Below are 16,111 nucleotides of genomic sequence, written 5' to 3'. Positions count from 1 at the left end.
CCGGTCCGTCGCGCGGGCCCAGGTCACGGAGAGTTCAGAATTTCGATCAGCCGTTCGAAGCGGGACCGCCAGTCGGCCTCCGACTCCCCCTCACCCTGGAACTCATGGGTGAACCGCAGCACGCACCCCCGGCCCCCGTCCCGTTCCAGATGGAACCGGACCCGGCCGCCGCCGCCCACGGTGTACTCGGCGACGCGGTCCACGTCCCACGCCGTGACCCGCCCCGTGCCCAGCTCACGCAGGGTGACCACACCGTCGAGCCGGGGTTCCAGGACGTCGACGGCGGTGAACCAGGACCCGAGCCCCCCGGGGGTGGCCACCGCCGGCCAGACCTGCTCCATGGGCCGCGGGAGCCGCACCAGGAAGTGGAGTATGTGCGTGTTCCCGTGCGTCTGGCTGGTGCCCTGTTCGATGGAACCGCTCATGACACCAGCCTGACCCGTCGCCGAGGCTTCCGCACGTGGTTGCGGGCCCGGCCGCGAAGGCCCGCCACGACGAAGGCCGGTTCCCGTGACCATGGGTCACGGGAACCGGCCTCGGGGTCGGAGGGGGCTACACGCCCGCGTAGGAGTGCTTGCCGCTGACGAAGATGTTGACGCCGTAGTAGTTGAACAGCCAGCAGCCGAAGGCGATCATCGCCAGGTAGGCGGCCTTGCGGCCCTTCCAGCCGGCCGTGGCGCGGGCGTGCAGGTAGCAGGCGTAGGCGACCCAGGTGATGAAGGACCAGGTCTCCTTGGGGTCCCAGTTCCAGTAGCGGCCCCAGGCGTCGCCCGCCCAGATCGCGCCCGCGATGATCGTGAACGTCCACAGCGGGAAGACGGCCGCGTTGACGCGGTAGGCGAACTTGTCGAGCGAGGCGGAGGCGGGCAGCCGCTCCAGCACCGAGGTGGCGAACCTGCCGGGCTTGCCGCCGGTCTGCAGCTTGTTCTCGTACGAGTCCTTGAACAGGTACAGGATCGTGGCGACCGCGCCGACGTAGAACACCGCGCCGCAGAAGATCGCGGTGGAGACGTGGATGTACAGCCAGTACGAGTGCAGGGCCGGGACCAGCTGGTCGCTCGCGGTGTACAGGACGGTGACCGCGAGGCCGAGGTCGAGCAGGACGGTGGTGACCAGGAACAGCCCGAGCCAGCGCACGTTCTTCTTCAGCGCCAGCAGCCCGAGGTACACGGCGACGGCGACCGTGGAGAAGGTGATGTTGAACTCGTACATGTTGCCCCACGGCGCCCGCTCCACGGAGGCCGCGCGGGCGACGACGCCGGCCAGCTCCACCAGGAACGCGAGCACGGTGAGGGAGATGGCGATGCGCCCGTAGAGGTCGCCCTGCTCGTCCCCGCCGTGCGCACCGGGCCCGTCCGGCACGTCCCGGGCGCCGGACGCCGAGCGCACGACGACCTTGGGCCGCTCCAGCACGGCGGTCCCCCCGGCCTGCTTCACGGTCACGGCGGGCGCCCCCGCCTGCCGGCCACCGTCGGCGGTCAGCGCGGCGGCCGTACGGGCCACCTTGCTGCGGCTGCCGAAGAGCCATTCGGCGATGTAGGCGAAGAAGGCCAGCGTGTAGACGGCCATCGAGGAGTAGATCAGCGTGTTGCTGATGCTCGCCAGGTGTTCGTTGGTGGCTGCGGCGAGATCGTGTGCGGCGGCGAGAGTCACTTCTCAGCCCCTTCGGCAGGTACGACGTGAGGGTCGGGGGTTGCTTCGTTGGATGCTGAGGAGCCGTCGGGGTCGGGTGCCCCCGGCGCCTGCTCGTAAAGGATTGCGGCGAGGTCGCCCAGTTCCTCGGGGACCTTGGCGGACTCGCTGCGGCCGAGCCCGGCCATCTCGACGACCGTGACACCGTCGGCGCCGCGCACCGCCCGCACCCACACGCGGCGGCGCTGGATGAACAGCGAGGCGGCCAGACCGAAGATCGCGGCGGCGGCACCGCCGAGCGCCCAGCCGCTGCCCGGCTCCTGGACGATCTCGAAGCCGGCCCACTCCTTGACGTCCTTCTCGAACGTGAGGGACCCGGCGCCGTTCGGCAGCTGCAGGGTGTCGCCCGGCCTGAGCAGCTTCTTCAGCTGCTGCCCCTTGGCGTCCTTGAACTGCTTCATGTGCGTGGTGTCGAGCTGGTACACGTTCTGGCTGCGCGTGTCGACGCCGAGGTCGCCGTGGTAGGCGTTCACCGCGAGCAACGGGTTCACCAGCGCCGGGAACTGCGACAGCATCGTGCCCGCCTTCGGGTCGAAGGTCGGCACGAAGAAGGCCTGGAAGCCGAGCTGCTCCTTCTTGCCCTGTCCGTCGCGGTAGCCGTCCATCACCTTGATCACGCCGTTGGAGGTGACGTTGCCGTCGAGCGGCAGCAGGGGCACGGGGGCGTGGAAGACCTCCTTGCCCCGGCCGTCCCGGACGGTGATGACGGGCGCGTAGCCGTGGCTGACGAGGTAGACCTTGGAGTCGCCGATCTTCAGCGGCTCGTTGACCTTGATGGTGGCCGGCTTCTCCTTGCCGTACGCGCCCTCGCTGTAGCTGATCTTCGCCTGGAAGGTGCGCGGGGTGCCCCGGTTGGGGCCGCTGGCCTCGTAGGTGGCGTGGAAGTCCTTCAGGTCGAAGCTGAAGGGCACCAGGTCGTCGGGCGTGAACATGCTGCCGGACTTGATGTCGTCGTACATCGGCAGCGCATTGGAGAAGCCGTCGCCCTCCACCATCAGCTTGGTGCCGTCCGACTTGAACATCTGGCCGGAGGCGAAGGCGACCAGCAGCACGATCAGCGCGATGTGGAAGGCCAGGTTGCCCAGCTCGCGCAGATAGCCCTTCTCGGCGGCGACCGCGTCACCGGCCGTGTGGGCGCGGAAGCGGCGCTTCTTCAGCAGCGCGAGCGCGGCCTCGCGGACCTGCTCGGGCTCCGCGGTGGTGCGCCAGGTGGTGTAGGCGGGCAGCCGGGTCAGCCGCTTGGGGGCGCCCGGCGGGCGGCCGCGCAACTGGCCGACGAACTGCCAGGTGCGCGGGACGATGCAGCCGATGAGGGAGACGAACAGCAGGATGTAGATCGCGGAGAACCACACCGAGCTGTAGACGTGGAAGAGGCCGAGCTTGTCGTAGATCGGCGCGAGTGTCGTGTGCGCCTTGCGGAAGTCGTCGACCTTGTTGAGGTCGGCGCCGGTCTGCGGGATCAGCGAGCCGGGGATCGCGCCGAGCGAGAGCAGCAGGAGCAGCAGCAGCGCGACCCGCATGGAGGTCAGCTGCCGCCAGAACCAGCGGGCCCAGCCGATCACACCCAGGCCGATGAAGCCCGAGGCCTCCTCCTGCGGGGCGGTGGACAGCTGGGCGCCTGCCGCCCCCAGGTCCTCCTGGTCCTGGCCGCTGCCGGTTTCGGTCTTGCTCATCGATCAGATCCCCACATTGAAGCCGCTGGACCAGCCCTGCATCTCCTGCACGAGACTGTCCCACGCCCCGGTCAGCAGCAGCACACCGGTCACGATCATCATCGTGCCGCCGATGCGCATCACCCAGACATAGTGGCGCTTGACCCAGCCGAAGGCGCCGAGCGCCTTGCGGAAGGCGACGGCCGCGAGCACGAAGGGCACGCCGAGGCCCACGCAGTAGGCGACCATCAGCACCGCCCCGCGCCCGGCGCTCGACTGCTCGATGGCGAGGCCGTTCACCGCCGCGAGGGTCGGGCCGATGCAGGGCGTCCAGCCGATGCCGAACAGGGCTCCGACTATCGGCGCGCCCACCAGGCCGGTCGCCGGTCGCTTGTGGAAGCGGAACTCGCGCTGGGTGAACCAGGGCATAAGCCCCATGAAGAACACGCCCATGGCGATCATGAGTACGCCGAGCACCTTGGTCAGAACGCCCTTGTGCTCCTGCAGGGTCCAGCCGAAGGAGCCGAACAGCGCCCCGCCGGAGATGAACACGGCGCTGAAGCCGAGCACGAACAGGGCGGCTCCGGCGGCCATGCGCCCGCGTCTGGCGTCGGCGAGGTCGGTGCCGGCGACCCCGGTGACGTAGGAGAGGTAGCCGGGGACCAGCGGGAGTACGCAGGGCGAGAAGAAGGAGACGAGCCCGCCGAGCAGAGCGATGGGCAGGGCGACCAGCAGGGCGCCGTGCTTCACGGTCTCGTTCTCGGCCGCCAGCGTGAGGAGTGCGCTCACGTCACTTCTCCGCGAGGACGGGCTTGAGCATCTTCAGCAGGGTGGTGTCGTCGAGCGCCTCCAGCGCCCGCGCGGCGACCTTCCCCTCCTTGTCGATGATGATCGTGGAGGGGATCAGCTGCGGGTTGAGGGTGCCCCGCTTGAAGCGGAGCATCAGCCTGCCCGTCGGGTCGTACAGGCTCGGGTAGTCGATCCCGTGTTCCTTCTCGAAGGCGACCGCGGGGGTGGTGCTGGTGTCCCGGGTGTTGATGCCGACGAACTGGACGCCCTTGTCCGCATACGCGCGGGAGACCTTGGAGAAGTAGTTGGCCTCCTCCCGGCAGGGCCCGCACCACGAGCCCCAGACGTTGATCACGACGACCTTGCCCTTGTAGTCGGCGACGTCGACGGTCCTGCCGTCGATGGTCTTGCCGGACAGGTCGGGCGCCGCGGACCGCTTGCCCTCGGGGGCGGTGGAGATGCCGTTGTTGCCGGTGACGAAGTTGGTGTTGCCACCGCCGCCGGAGGTGCCGCCGTTGCCGCACGCGGACAGGGTCAGGGCCGCCGCGGCAGCCATGGCGCCGAGCAGGGCGGCGCGGCTACGGGTACTCATGTGAAAAGTTTCGCATGCCTGTTCCGGGGATCTCGCGCGCCCCCCTGCCGGGCGGAAAACCGCATTTCAGGGCGTACTTACTCCGGACATTCCGGATGGATCACCCAGCGGCTTCCGCGCGACCTCCCCCGGCCGGACCCGGCATTCCCCGACCGGGCCCGGCGCTCTCCACCACTGCACGCCGGTGCCCCTCCGGCGGCGTCCGGCGCTCCCCCGGCGACACCCGGGCGGCGTCTCAGGCGGCGTCCGAGGAGGCCGACCCGCCGCTCCGCAGGAACTCCTTCCAGCCCCCGGCCGGCTGCGCCCCGACCTCCAGCGTGCGCAGCTTGGCGAGCACCTCGGACTTCTGGACGTCCATCCAGTCCACGAACTGCCGGAAGGAGACCATGCGCACGTCCGCACCCTTCTCCTTCTCGCGCGCGATGTGCTTGAAGGCCTCCTCGACGGAGTCCATGTAGATGCCGCCGTTCCACTGCTCGAAGTGGTTGCCGATGAAGAACGGTGCCCGGTTTGTCTTGTATGCACGCTCGAAGCCCGCGATGTACGCCCCGGCGGACTGCTTGCGCCAGCCCGGGTAGTTGTAGGCCGGCGCCTTGGTCGTATTGACCGACTGGTTGGCGAGCATGTTGTAGTCCATGGACAGGACCTCGAAGGAATGCCCGGGGAAAGGTATCTGCTGCAACGGCAGGTCCCAGATGCCCATCTGCTTCACCGGCCACACCTGACGGCCGCCCGGCGAGGAGGCGTCGTAGCGCCAGCCCAGCTTCTTGGCGGTGGGCAGCAGGTTGCTCTGACCGAGCAGACAGGGCGTACGGCCGCCGGCCAGCTCCTTGTCGTAGTCGAAGGGCAGCGAGGGCAGATCGTGCCAGCCGGTGTTGGTCCTCCACTCCTTCACGAAGGACTTCGCCTGCTGGATCTCGCTCTGCCACTGCTGTGGCGTCCACCACTTGACCGAGCCGTGGGTCTCGCCGCAGAAGTGCCCGTTGAAGTGGGTGCCGATCTCGTGCCCCTCCAGCCAGGCCCGGCGCACGTTGGTCAGCGTCGCCTTGATGTGCGGGTCGCTGAGGTAGCCGATGTCGGAGGCGCCGCGCAGGTTGTTCGGCGGCTGGTACATCCGCTTCTTCGCCTCGGGCAGCAGATACAGCCCCGAGAGGAAGAAGGTCATGCTCGCGCCGTGCTCCTTGGCCAGGTCCAGGAAGCGCGGGAAGAGACCGTTGCCGACCTCGCCGGCACCGTCCCAGGAGAAGATCACGAACTGCGGCGGGGTCTGCCCCGGCTCCAGCGGCTCGGGCTTGGCCGGCTGGTGCGGCTGCTTGCCGGTGAAGGAGGTGGAGCCGTCGCCGATGGGACGCCCCTTGGTCCCGCCGTTCGCCCCTCCGTCGCCGCTTCCTCCGCCCGAGTTCCCGGAACCGGACGCATGCCCCTCGCCGTCCGAGGACTTGAGGGACCCACAGCCGGCGAGGCCGGCGGCAGCCGCGGCACCCGCGCCGAGGCCGAGTATTCCCCTCCGGGAATGGGTCCGGGAGAACGTGCGCATGGAAATCCCCGATCATCACGCCTGCTGGTGGTCACCCAGTCAGAGGGCGTGACGATCGGGGAGGTTCACTAAGATTTGTATGTTTTTCGCAATAGCTCCGACAAAAGCACCCTAAGGCAAGTCAAACAGACCGCCAGGAGCGGCAGTTACGCGCCGAAGGCCTTGCTCTTCCCCTTCACCGGCTTGACGCCGGCGCGGAGGTGGGCCGGAACCAGATCGATGGCGGGCTCGGCGTAGCCGACGGAAACGATCCTGTCACCCTGGTATGTGAAAGTCGTCAGGGAGGCGAGCGTGCACTGCCGCTTGCGCGGGTCGTGCCACAGGCGCCGCTTCTCGACGTACGACCGCACGATCCAGATCGGCAGCTGGTGACTGACCAGCACCGCCTCGTGCCCGCGGGCCTGGTCCTTGGCCGCGTTCAGCGCGCCCATCATCCGGACGACCTGGTCGATGTACGGCTCGCCCCAGGACGGCTTGAACGGGTTGACCAGGTGCTTCCAGTTCTCGGGCTTGCGCAGCGCGCCGTCGCCGACCCCGAAGGTCTTGCCCTGGAAGACGTTGCCGGCCTCGATCAGCCGCGCGTCGCTGGCGAGGTCGAGCCCGTGCGCCTTGGCGATGGGGGTGGCGGTCTCCTGCGCGCGTTCCAGGGGCGAGGCCACCACGTGGGTGACGTCCCGCGCGGCGAGGTGCTCGGCGACCCGGTCGGCCATCTGCCGGCCCAGCTCGGACAGGTGGTAGCCGGGCAGCCGCCCGTAGAGGATCCCGTCCGGGTTGTCGACCTCGCCGTGCCGCATGAGGTGGACGACGGTGATGTCCCCCTTGCCGCCGTTGTCGCCGTTGCTGCCGTTGTCGCCGCTGCTGCCGCTGCTGCCGTTGCTGCTCATGCTGCCGTGGCCTCCGCGGCCGCTCGGGCCGCCGCCGGGAGGGCGTCGGCGATCTTCTGGACGGCCCGCTCGTCGTGGGCCGTGGACACGAACCAGGACTCGAAGGACGACGGCGGCAGGTAGACGCCGTTCGCCAGCAGCGAGTGGAAGAAGGCGGTGAAGCGGAATGACTCCTGCCGCTTGGCGTCCTCGTAGTCCCGCACCTGCCGGTCGGTGAAGAACACCGAGAACATGTTGGAGGCGGTCTGCAGCCGGTGCGCGACGCCCTCCTTGCTCAGCGCCTCGGTGACGAGGGACTGGATCTGCCCGGAGACGGCGTCGACCTTGTCGTACGCCGCGTCGTCGAGGAGCCGCAACTGGGCGAGCCCGGCGGCGGTGGCGACCGGGTTCCCGGAGAGGGTGCCGGCCTGGTACACGGGCCCGGCGGGCGCGAGGTGGGCCATGACGTCGGCCCGCCCGCCGAAGGCGGCGGCGGGGAACCCTCCGCCCATGACCTTTCCGAAGGTCATGAGGTCGGGCCTGACCCCGTCGATGCCGTACCACCCGGCCCGGCTGGTCCGGAAGCCCGTCATGACCTCGTCGGAGATGAACAGGGCGCCGTTCTTCCCGCAGGCGTCCTTGAGTCCCTGGTTGAACCCGGGCTGCGGCGGGACGACACCCATGTTGCCGGGCGAGGCCTCGGTGATCACACAGGCGATCTCGCCCGGGTGCCGGTGGAAGGCCTCCTGCACGGCCTCCAGGTCGTTGTACGGCAGCACGATCGTGTCCGCGGCCTGGGCGCCCGTGACGCCGGGCGTGTCGGGCAGCGCGAAGGTCGCGACGCCGGAGCCGGCCGAGGCCAGCAGGGAGTCGACGTGCCCGTGGTAGCACCCGGCGAACTTGATCACCTTGGACCGCTGGGTGAACCCGCGGGCGAGCCGGATCGCCGACATGGTCGCCTCGGTCCCGCTGGACACGAGCCGTACCTGCTCGACGGGCTCCACCCGGGCGACGATCTCCTCGGCGAGCGCGACCTCGCCCTCACCGGGCGTACCGAAGGACGTACCGCGCGCGACCGCTTCCTGGACGGCGCCGATGACCTCGGGGTGGGAATGCCCCAGGATCATCGGACCCCAGGAACACACCAGGTCGACATACTCCCGGCCGTCCGCGTCGGTCAGGTACGGGCCCTTGCCGGACACCATGAACCGGGGCGTGCCGCCCACGGCGCGAAAGGCGCGCACCGGGGAGTTCACGCCGCCCGGCGTGACGACGGACGCACGGTCGAAGAGCGCCTGCGAGGCAGGCGCTTCATAGGGATAGGGCAGTTCGCTCATGGCACTCATGACGTGCGACTTCTCCGACTTCTCGGACTCCGGATGCGTAGTGACCTCCTCAGGGTAGGCCGCTGCTCGCTCCGCAAGCGGCGGACCCCAAGATCGCGGCCGCGCCATCTGCGAGACTGGCACCTGATACACACAGCTCATCGGCACGTAGTAGTCAGGAGCTGTTGAAGATCCTGCGGACTGGTGTTTCACCGCACGTTTCGGCGGGCGGCCGTGGGGGAGGTCACTGACACGATGATCGGGTTGCGCGGCGGGGGCCACGCGTCCTAGAAAAGCAGTCGGGTGGAGATATGCATCGCGGTGGCGGACTGGGCGAGGGGACTGATGACCTCGGTCCTCGGCGTGCCCGGCGGGGAAGGCACCGGCGCGACGCGGAGGAGACGACCGAGGCACGGCAGACGGACGCACGGCAGGCACAGGGTGTACCGAATGAGCCCGAGCGGTACGACCGGCAGACCGACCGGCAACTGGACCAGCAACTGGACCGGCCGGTCGAGCGCCGGCTCGACCACCGGGCCGACCGCCTCCGGGCGGGGAGCAGGAATGGTGGTCGGGTGGGGGTGACGTACAAATACTTCGGCGCGCCGGACGGCGCGACCGCGGCCCGCGTCCCCATCTCGATGCGCCCCGAGGAACTCGGCGGCGACGAGCTGGGCATGAACGGCATGTTCACCAAGATCAAGCCGGAGACGATGGCCGCGATGGTGCTGACCGGCATCGAGGGCGTGCCCCTGCACAAGGTGCCGCCCCTGGAGCTGGTCGTCCTGCACCCCGACTACGCCGTCGTCAAGCTCCCCATGACGGTCGTCGACCCCCTGCGCGGCATCGGTGAGGAAGCGGTGGGCGCGGCGGCCTTCATCTGGTCCACCGTGCCGGACCGGGGCGGCCCCCGGGACGCGTTCAACGTCTACCAGCTGCTGCACGAGTGGCAGGACTTCAGCCATCGGTTGCATGAGGCGGGGCATCAGCCTTATTGCTTGGTGTGGCCCTGACCTGGGTTTTTGTGGGGTTCGGGCGGGCTTTCGGGTCCCGCTCCCGCTAGTGCCTGAGAGGGGCCGTTAGGCGGCCAGGGCACATTGGGGGCACATGGGTTTGGGTGAAGGCACCGATGTGCCCTGGGCGGCGACAGGGTCGCCGTCGTCCGCCGCCTCGGCCTCCGCGAAGGCATCGTCGATCGCCTTGCGGGTGCGGGTCTCGCTGGACGGCAGCAGATGCGTGTACGTCCGGAGCGTAAAGCCCGGGTCCGAGTGACCGAGAGGTATGACGCCGGCGGCGGCAAGGGCGCGCTTCCAGTCGCCCATGTTGAAGACGCTGCGGTTGTAGGCCCGCCCCTTCGTGTCGACGAAGAGGAGGCGGAAGGTCTTCGGCTCGCCGTCCGGCTTGCCCCACGGCAAGGTGACCTCGACCGGTCGGAACTCCTCCATGTGGGCCTTGAGGGCGAAGGCGATCTGAGCCGGCAGGGGTACTGACTGGTAGCCGACCAGGAGCCACAGCAGCCAGCGGGTGCGGCGCGGCAGGTCGCGGGCCAGGCGCGACACCAGGCGGAGCAGGTCCGGCAGAAGGTGGACCGCCTCGGTGAGCAGGTTGCCCCGGGGGCGGGCCAGCGCGAGGACTGCGAGCAGGATCAGCCAGCAGGCGATCAGGCCGGCTGCGATGCCGATCAGGGACTGCCACACGTCGTTCACTGCGCGCTCCGTCGTCCGCCGATTGGTGGGGGCAGTCGTCCGCCACCACCTTCCACGTTACGGACGAGCCGTCGCCGGACCGGCGTTGTGGGCATGGATGGACTGCCTCGGGTTAGCGCTCCGCCGCCCTCGCCAACTCCAGAAGTCGCACCACGTCGTGTGCCAGATCCGCACAGCAGATGCCCGCGGTGGACAGGACGGTCAGCGTGACGGTCAGGGCGATCACGAGCGGAGGACGGGACGGCGGTGGCTCCAGCAGCGCGGCAACCCTGCGTGGGACGGCGCTGGGGGTAGCAGGGGTGCCGGTGGCGTGAAGTGCGGCCGAGCCGTGGGGGCTTCGGCCGGCTCCGAAGCGGCGCCCGGCGAGCGCAGCCTTGCCGATCGCGCAGGCCACCCGCCTACGATCACCGGTGGCATGGGCAGCTCGCTCGTCGGCCCAGCGTTCGACCGTGTAGGAGACGTGGCGGGCCAGCGGGCGCAGGAGCGGGTTCGCCGCAGCCGCCAAGTGGGCCGCGGTGACGAAGAGGTAGTGACGGTCCCGCAGGTGGGCCCGCTCGTGGGCGATGAGGACGGTGCGCTCCTCCGGAGCGAGGGCCGCCAGCATGCCGGTGGACACGACGATTCGTCCGGCCGGCCCAGGGACGGCGAACGCCTCGGCCGCCGGGTCGTCCAGTACGACGATGTCGCCGCCCCCGAGCGCAACCGCCTCCGGCAGACGCGCCGTCTCAACCGCGGCTGTGCGCAGAGCACGGGTGCGCCGTCGCAGCGTGCGCAGTGTCCTGGCGGTGAGCGCCGCAAGCAGGGCGCCGGCCAGCAGGGGCAAGCCGTCCCAGGCGGGGGTGCCCTGCCGGAGGACCCCTACGGACCAACGGCCCATGGCGGCAACGGCCGGGAGGCGGAGCAGACCGGTGAAGGTGAGCAGGGCGAGCGCGGCGCTGCTGGCCACGGACAGGACGGCGGCGGTGCCGGTGAGGACCCAGGTCGCCACCTGGGGGTCCACACGCTCGGCAAGGGGACGCGCGAGCAAAGCGGCGGGCAGGGCCAGGAGCAGGAGGACGTAGACCGTGCAGAACACGGAGGTATCGGTTCCCTTCAGCCGTCGGGGGACAGGTCGGCGCCCAGAAGACGCCGTAGCAACTGCTCGTCCTCGGAGGTGAGGGTGTCCACGAAGCGGCTGAGGACGGCTTCGCGGTCAGGTTCGTCCGCGAGCATCTGGTGGATGCGGCGGGCGGCGAGACCGGGCTCGTCGTCGACCGGGGTGTAAGCGTACGCGCGCCCTCGCCGAGAGCGGGACAAGAGGCCCTTGTCGTGCAGGCGGGACAGCGTGGTCACCACCGTGCTGTAGGCGTAGTCGCCGGTGAGGCGGCTGATCACCTCGCCCGGTGTGAGCGCGCCCCCAGCCGATTGGAGCACGGAGAACACCTCCGCCTCCAGGGTGCCGTTGGGACGGCGGCCTCCCGGGTCCCCCATGCCGAGCAGTGCTCTGCGGATCATGACCGTGGCTGCTCCCCTGCCCGTGAGAATCCCGTGAGAGGGGAGTGTGCCACGGGCTCCTTACCTGCCGGTAACGGGGTCTGCGCCCAGCAGGCGCAGGATGTCCCGCAAGGTGTGCTCGAACAGCGGCTCCGGATCGGCCAGGGCAAAGGCCAGGTGGCCGAACACCTCCATGGACACCTGGCCGTACAGCCGGGACCAGGCCAGTACGAAGAGGTAAAGGATCTCGAGCGGCGGCTCGGAGCCGACGTGTTCGCGTACCTCCTCGAGCTGGGAGAGCCATGCCGGGTCGAGCTTGCCAGGCTCTGGCGGGGGGATGGTCCCGGTCCGCCACAGGTCCATCATGAGACCGACGAACACAGCGCCGAAGCGCCAACTGGCCGCGTGGCACGGGTCACCGGGAGCGCAGTCGGCGTCCGACATGGGCTTGCTGAAGATGAGCGTGAACTCTGCCTGGTGGGCGAGCGCCCAGGTACGCAGGGCCCGGGCCGTCGCGGCGAAGCGGCCCGCCGGGGAGGCGTCCGGGGCCTGGTCGCGGGCGCGTTGCAGCTCCACCGTGAACTCGTCGTAGAGGAAGGCCGTGAGCGCCTGTACAAGTTCGCGGTGGTCCGCGTAGTAGCGGTACAGGCCGGGTGCGGTCATGCCCATCTCGCGCGCGATGGCCCGCAACGACACCGCGCCGGGCCCCTCCTCGACCAGGAGCCGACGCGCGCAGCGCAGGATCTCCGACTTCGTCTCGGTCCGCTGGCGCTCGCGCGCCTGCTCCCGTTGTTGCGCCCGCCGTGTAGCTGGCGGGGCGAATTGCATGCTCACGGCTCTGCCTCCTGCTGGGGACCCCGGGTCCCGCTCGTCGTCGCTTGACAATGTTAACGCCAGTAGCATCTAGTAAACGGTGTAAGCTAACAGCGTTTACGGATGGCGGGTGGCGTCATCCGGCAGGGGGAAGCGGAGGGGACATGCTCGCTCGCTGGGGGGAGCTCGTCGCACGTCGGCGATGGCTGATGCTCGTGCTGGGGCTGGCCGTCGTGGTCGTGGGCGCAGTGTGGGGCGGACGGGTCGGCGACGACCTGAGCGGCGGCGGCTGGGACACGCCCGGCAGTACGTCACAGCGGGCGGCTCAGCGGATCGAGCGGGAGTTCCCCGACGAACGCACGGACGTCATCGCGGTCTTCAGCGACCCGCACCACACGGTCACGGACCCTGCCTTCCGCCGGGCGGTGGAGGAGTCGCTGAACGGCCTGCCGAAGGGCGCGGTGAAGAGCGCGAAGACCTACTGGACGACCAAGTCGCCCGTCTTCGTCTCACACGACCGGCACAGCACCTTCGCGGCACTGCGGCTCGACGCCCCGGACGCCGACAGCGCCAAGGACGTGTTCGGCCGTATCAAGAGCGACTTCCACGCCTCCGGGGTACGGCTCGGTCTCACCGGTCACGCCGTCGTCATGGACGACGTCGGCACCCTGACCAAGCGGGACACCTCCCGCGCCGAGACCCTGTCCGCACCACTGCTCCTGCTGCTGCTCGTGCTGATCTTCGGCGGCCTCGCGGCGGCCTCGATGCCGCTCGCGATCGGTGCGCTGGCGGTACTCGGCTCCTTCACGGTCCTGCGGGCGCTGGCCCACTTCACCGACGTCTCGGTGTTCTCGCTGAACATCGTGACGATGCTCGGCCTCGGACTCGCGATCGACTACGCGCTGTTCGTGGTAGGCCGCTTCCGCGAGGAGTTGGCGGCCGGACGGCCGACCCCGGACGCGGTACGGGAGACTATGGCCACCGCCGGCCGCACGGTCGCCTTCTCGGGCGTCACGGTCGCGGTGTCCATCGGCAGCCTGGTGATCTTCCCGCAAGGATTCCTGAGGTCCATGGGTTACGGCGGTGTAGCCGCAGTAGGCATCGCCATGCTGGCCTCCCTCACCGTGTTGCCCGCCCTTCTGGCCCTACTCGGTCCGCGCATCAACTCCCTGCGCGTTCCCCTGCCCAAGGGCAAGCGCGGTGGCGAGGGGGCGGTCGAGGACGGGCGCTGGTTCCGCGCCGCGCGTGCGGTCATGCGCCGTCCGCTGCGGGTGGCCGTACCCGTCGTGGTCGTCCTGGTCGCACTCGGCCTGCCCTTCCTGAAGGCGAGTTGGGGCGGTGTCACGGAAAAGGTGCTGCCCGAGCACACCGGCAGTCGCGTGGCCGGCGAGCGTCTGGACCGCGACTTCGCACCGAACCTCACCTCGCCGATGACCGTGGTCGTCACCTTCGGCGATGGCCGGCCGGCTCCGGAGCAGCTCACCGCCTACGCGCATCGCCTGGCGCAGGTACCCGGGGCCGACGGAGCCCAGGTGACCGCCGTGCACGGCGACTCGGCACTGATCCAAGTCGGCTACTCCGCCTACCCGATGAGCAAGCAGGCGCGGGACCTGGTCACCGGCGTACGCGGCGTTCCCGCACCCGCACACAGCGACGCGCTGGTGGGCGGGCCGACCGCCGCGCTCGTGGACCAGCTCGACAGCCTCGCCGCTCACCTGCCCTGGATGGCGCTGGTGGCCGTCCTGGCGACGATGGCCCTGCTCTTCCTCGCCTTCGGCTCGCTCGTCCTGCCGTTGAAGGCCGTACTGATGAACGCTCTGTCGCTGTTCGCCGCGTTCGGTGTGGTGGTGTGGGTGTTCCAGGAAGGCCACGGCGACGGTCTGCTCGGTTTCACCGCGACCGGGACCATCGACGCCAGCCAGCCCATCCTGATGCTCGCGGTCCTGTTCGGTCTGTCCATGGACTACGAGGTGTTCCTGCTGGCCCGGATGCGGGAGCACTGGGACGCCACGGGCGACGCCGTGAACTCGGTCGCGGTCGGTGTCCAGCGCAGCGCCCGCATCATCACGAGCGCAGCACTGCTCCTGGTCGTAGTGGTGGCCGCGTTCTCCACCTCCGGCATCAGCTTCGTGAAGATGATCGGCGTCGGCATGGCAGTCGCCATCGTCCTCGACGTCACGGTGGTGCGCCTGTTGCTCATGCCGGCCGCGCTGCGGCTGCTGGGCCGGGCGGCCTGGTGGGCCCCGGCGCCACTGGCCCGCTGGTGGGAACGGCACGGAGTGCGAGAGACGGACGCACGGCCCTCGGTTTCCGGAGACTCCCGCCCGCAGCCCTTGGCCTCCGGTCAGCCGGAGCCACCCGCAGCCGGGGCCGAACCACTCAGCCAGCCGAGTTCCAGCGCCCGGACGCCCGCCTGAAAGCGGCTCTCCGCCCCCAGTTGCTGCATGACCTCCGACATGACCCGACTCACCGTCCGAGGGGAGATCCCCAAGTGCCGCGCCACCTGCTCGTCCTTGATGCCCGTGGCCATCAGCCGCACCACCGCACGCTGTTGCTCGGTGGCCGCGTGGCCGGGCGGCGCCACTCCATGGTCGGCGGTGACCGGGGAGGCCGCATGCCAGCAGTACTCGTACAGGGCGGCGTACGAGCGCACCAGGGTGGCGCCGCGGGCGAGGATCACGCCCTTGCCAGGCTCGTCCGGGTCGATCGGAAGGAGTGCGATACGGCCGTCCGCCACGATGATGTGCAGCGGGACAGTGGGGCTGAGCCGCACCTCGCTGCCCAGCGCCAGGAGATCCTGAAGATGCTGCTGGACGTAGGGGAGCGCGGCGAAGCGGGTCGGGTAGACCGTGCGCACTCGCGCACCGCGCTCGACATGGCCCCGGTCGCGTTCGAGTCCGAGGCGCAGCACTTCCGCCGGGGGCAACGGCCCCGGGTGGAGGGAGGCGACGTCGGACTGAACCAGGTCCACGAGGTCGTCGAGCAGTCGGTTGATGCGCCGGGCGTCCCGGATGACCTCGACCTCGATGTCGCCCTGCTCGTGCTCGACGGTGTGCCGATAGCGGCCGACGAGACTCTCGACCGCCCACATTCCCCGGTCGACGAACTGCCGGTGCAGGTTCATGTAGCGCCGTTGCTCGTCCAGCAGCCGCAGCAGCGCTGCCTCCGGATCCACGACAGAGAGGGAGGATCCGTCGGAGCCGGCGTGGACCAGGCCCAGCTCCTTCAACTCAGTCCACGCCACACCGAGTTCTTCTCCCCCCACCTCGAACTCGGCACGCAGCGTGGCCTCGTCGGTAGCGCCTCCGGTCCGCACCCACTGGTACAGGGCCGGAGCGACAGCGCTCTGCTCCCGTTGCTCCTGCGGCTCCGCCGGTCTTCGCACGTCTCCCCCGATCCCCCCGATGATCTTTCGAACATCTACACGTTACCGTTCTGAGGCCGGGCCGGTCGTCGCCGACCGCCGGCCGGGCGCGTCGGGGGCCGTGACGCCAAGTGAGTGAGTCCTGTCATTCCAAGGCGAGGTCGCATCACCTCCTGGCGAATTCTCGCCATGGCGACCAGGCGCAGCCGAAAAACGTGGTTCCAGGTTTTCTGATCAGGCAGAATGGATGACGAGCGGGGGGCTCCGACACCAGTCGTGAAAATTAACCTCCGCCATCTCTCTCA

General features: G+C 69.6%; 14 protein-coding genes and 1 pseudogene. 2 read left to right on the top strand and 13 right to left on the bottom strand.

The genetic code is table 11. The annotated features are described in order from the left end of the window. Nucleotides 1-23: 23 nt before the first annotated feature. From ACFZCP_RS26910 to hemL, 8 genes are all read right to left on the bottom strand, one after another. Complete coding sequence (locus ACFZCP_RS26910) at nt 24-425, bottom strand: SRPBCC family protein (protein WP_391431136.1); 402 nt, start codon at nt 423-425, stop codon at nt 24-26. A gap of 127 nt (nt 426-552) precedes the next feature. Then, on the bottom strand, nt 553-1,653 hold the full coding sequence (ccsB, locus tag ACFZCP_RS26905; protein ID WP_362689515.1) for a c-type cytochrome biogenesis protein CcsB: 1,101 nt from the start codon (nt 1,651-1,653) through the stop codon (nt 553-555). Further along, complete coding sequence (locus ACFZCP_RS26900; RefSeq protein ID WP_391431133.1) at nt 1,650-3,365, bottom strand: cytochrome c biogenesis protein ResB; 1,716 nt, start codon at nt 3,363-3,365, stop codon at nt 1,650-1,652. The genes ccsB and ACFZCP_RS26900 overlap by 4 nt, the downstream gene beginning before the upstream one ends. A 3-nt stretch (nt 3,366-3,368) precedes the next feature. Continuing rightward, nucleotides 3,369-4,133 (bottom strand): cytochrome c biogenesis protein CcdA, encoded by a 765-nt coding sequence (locus tag ACFZCP_RS26895; RefSeq protein WP_362689509.1) that lies wholly within the window; start codon nt 4,131-4,133, stop codon nt 3,369-3,371. A gap of 1 nt (nt 4,134) precedes the next feature. Further along, complete coding sequence (locus ACFZCP_RS26890; protein WP_391431129.1) at nt 4,135-4,725, bottom strand: redoxin family protein; 591 nt, start codon at nt 4,723-4,725, stop codon at nt 4,135-4,137. A 235-nt stretch (nt 4,726-4,960) separates the two neighbouring features. Further along, nucleotides 4,961-6,262 (bottom strand): hypothetical protein, encoded by a 1,302-nt coding sequence (locus ACFZCP_RS26885; RefSeq protein WP_391431126.1) that lies wholly within the window; start codon nt 6,260-6,262, stop codon nt 4,961-4,963. A gap of 146 nt (nt 6,263-6,408) precedes the next feature. Beyond that, nucleotides 6,409-7,056, bottom strand: coding sequence for a histidine phosphatase family protein (locus ACFZCP_RS26880; RefSeq protein WP_391431580.1), 648 nt, complete (start codon nt 7,054-7,056; stop codon nt 6,409-6,411). An 86-nt stretch (nt 7,057-7,142) separates the two neighbouring features. Continuing rightward, nucleotides 7,143-8,462, bottom strand: a complete 1,320-nt coding sequence (hemL, locus tag ACFZCP_RS26875) for a glutamate-1-semialdehyde 2,1-aminomutase (RefSeq protein ID WP_391431577.1) — start codon at nt 8,460-8,462, stop codon at nt 7,143-7,145. Nucleotides 8,463-9,025: 563 nt separating this feature from the next. On the opposite strand from hemL, the gene ACFZCP_RS26870 reads away from it, so the two are divergent. Next, nucleotides 9,026-9,463, top strand: coding sequence for a hypothetical protein (locus tag ACFZCP_RS26870; protein WP_003974483.1), 438 nt, complete (start codon nt 9,026-9,028; stop codon nt 9,461-9,463). A 66-nt stretch (nt 9,464-9,529) separates the two neighbouring features. Here ACFZCP_RS26870 and ACFZCP_RS26865 read toward each other — a convergent pair. The 4 genes and pseudogenes from ACFZCP_RS26865 to ACFZCP_RS26850 all read right to left on the bottom strand — a co-directional run. Beyond that, nucleotides 9,530-9,943, bottom strand: a pseudogene (locus ACFZCP_RS26865) (site-specific integrase); the annotation flags it as partial. Between the two features lie 325 nt (nt 9,944-10,268). After that, nucleotides 10,269-11,231: a M48 family metalloprotease gene (locus tag ACFZCP_RS26860; RefSeq protein ID WP_391431123.1), complete on the bottom strand. Its 963-nt coding sequence runs from the start codon at nt 11,229-11,231 to the stop codon at nt 10,269-10,271. Nucleotides 11,232-11,248: 17 nt separating this feature from the next. Next, nucleotides 11,249-11,650, bottom strand: a complete 402-nt coding sequence (locus tag ACFZCP_RS26855) for a BlaI/MecI/CopY family transcriptional regulator (RefSeq protein WP_391431119.1) — start codon at nt 11,648-11,650, stop codon at nt 11,249-11,251. Nucleotides 11,651-11,710: 60 nt separating this feature from the next. Next, nucleotides 11,711-12,457: a WHG domain-containing protein gene (locus ACFZCP_RS26850; RefSeq protein WP_391431574.1), complete on the bottom strand. Its 747-nt coding sequence runs from the start codon at nt 12,455-12,457 to the stop codon at nt 11,711-11,713. Nucleotides 12,458-12,606: 149 nt separating this feature from the next. On the opposite strand from ACFZCP_RS26850, the gene ACFZCP_RS26845 reads away from it, so the two are divergent. Continuing rightward, entirely contained in the window at nt 12,607-14,859 is a 2,253-nt protein-coding gene (locus ACFZCP_RS26845) for an MMPL family transporter (RefSeq protein WP_391431115.1), read from the top strand. Here ACFZCP_RS26845 and ACFZCP_RS26840 read toward each other — a convergent pair. Continuing rightward, the gene (locus tag ACFZCP_RS26840; RefSeq protein ID WP_391431112.1) at nt 14,787-15,827 is read right to left on the bottom strand and encodes a LuxR C-terminal-related transcriptional regulator; all 1,041 of its coding nucleotides are present in this window, start codon (nt 15,825-15,827) and stop codon (nt 14,787-14,789) included. The genes ACFZCP_RS26845 and ACFZCP_RS26840 overlap by 73 nt on opposite strands. Nucleotides 15,828-16,111: the final 284 nt, after the last annotated feature.

The sequence above is a fragment of the Streptomyces sp. NPDC007971 genome (genome assembly GCF_042958635.1).
Lineage (GTDB): Bacteria > Actinomycetota > Actinomycetes > Streptomycetales > Streptomycetaceae > Streptomyces.
This window is presented reverse-complemented; position numbering and strand designations above follow the sequence as displayed.

Bases quoted from the DNA above. Each gene is read 5' to 3' on its own strand.
- ACFZCP_RS26910 (WP_391431136.1), bottom strand. From the start codon at position 425: ATGAGCGGTTCCATCGAACAGGGCACCAGCCAGACGCACGGGAACACG.
- ACFZCP_RS26900 (WP_391431133.1), bottom strand. From the start codon at position 3,365: ATGAGCAAGACCGAAACCGGCAGCGGCCAGGACCAGGAGGACCTGGGG.
- ACFZCP_RS26890 (WP_391431129.1), bottom strand. From the start codon at position 4,725: ATGAGTACCCGTAGCCGCGCCGCCCTGCTCGGCGCCATGGCTGCCGCG.
- ACFZCP_RS26885 (WP_391431126.1), bottom strand. From the start codon at position 6,262: ATGCGCACGTTCTCCCGGACCCATTCCCGGAGGGGAATACTCGGCCTC.
- ACFZCP_RS26880 (WP_391431580.1), bottom strand. From the start codon at position 7,056: ATGCGGCACGGCGAGGTCGACAACCCGGACGGGATCCTCTACGGGCGG.
- hemL (WP_391431577.1), bottom strand. From the start codon at position 8,462: ATGAGCGAACTGCCCTATCCCTATGAAGCGCCTGCCTCGCAGGCGCTC.
- ACFZCP_RS26855 (WP_391431119.1), bottom strand. From the start codon at position 11,650: ATGATCCGCAGAGCACTGCTCGGCATGGGGGACCCGGGAGGCCGCCGT.
- ACFZCP_RS26850 (WP_391431574.1), bottom strand. From the start codon at position 12,457: ATGCAATTCGCCCCGCCAGCTACACGGCGGGCGCAACAACGGGAGCAG.
- ACFZCP_RS26845 (WP_391431115.1), top strand. From the start codon at position 12,607: ATGCTCGCTCGCTGGGGGGAGCTCGTCGCACGTCGGCGATGGCTGATG.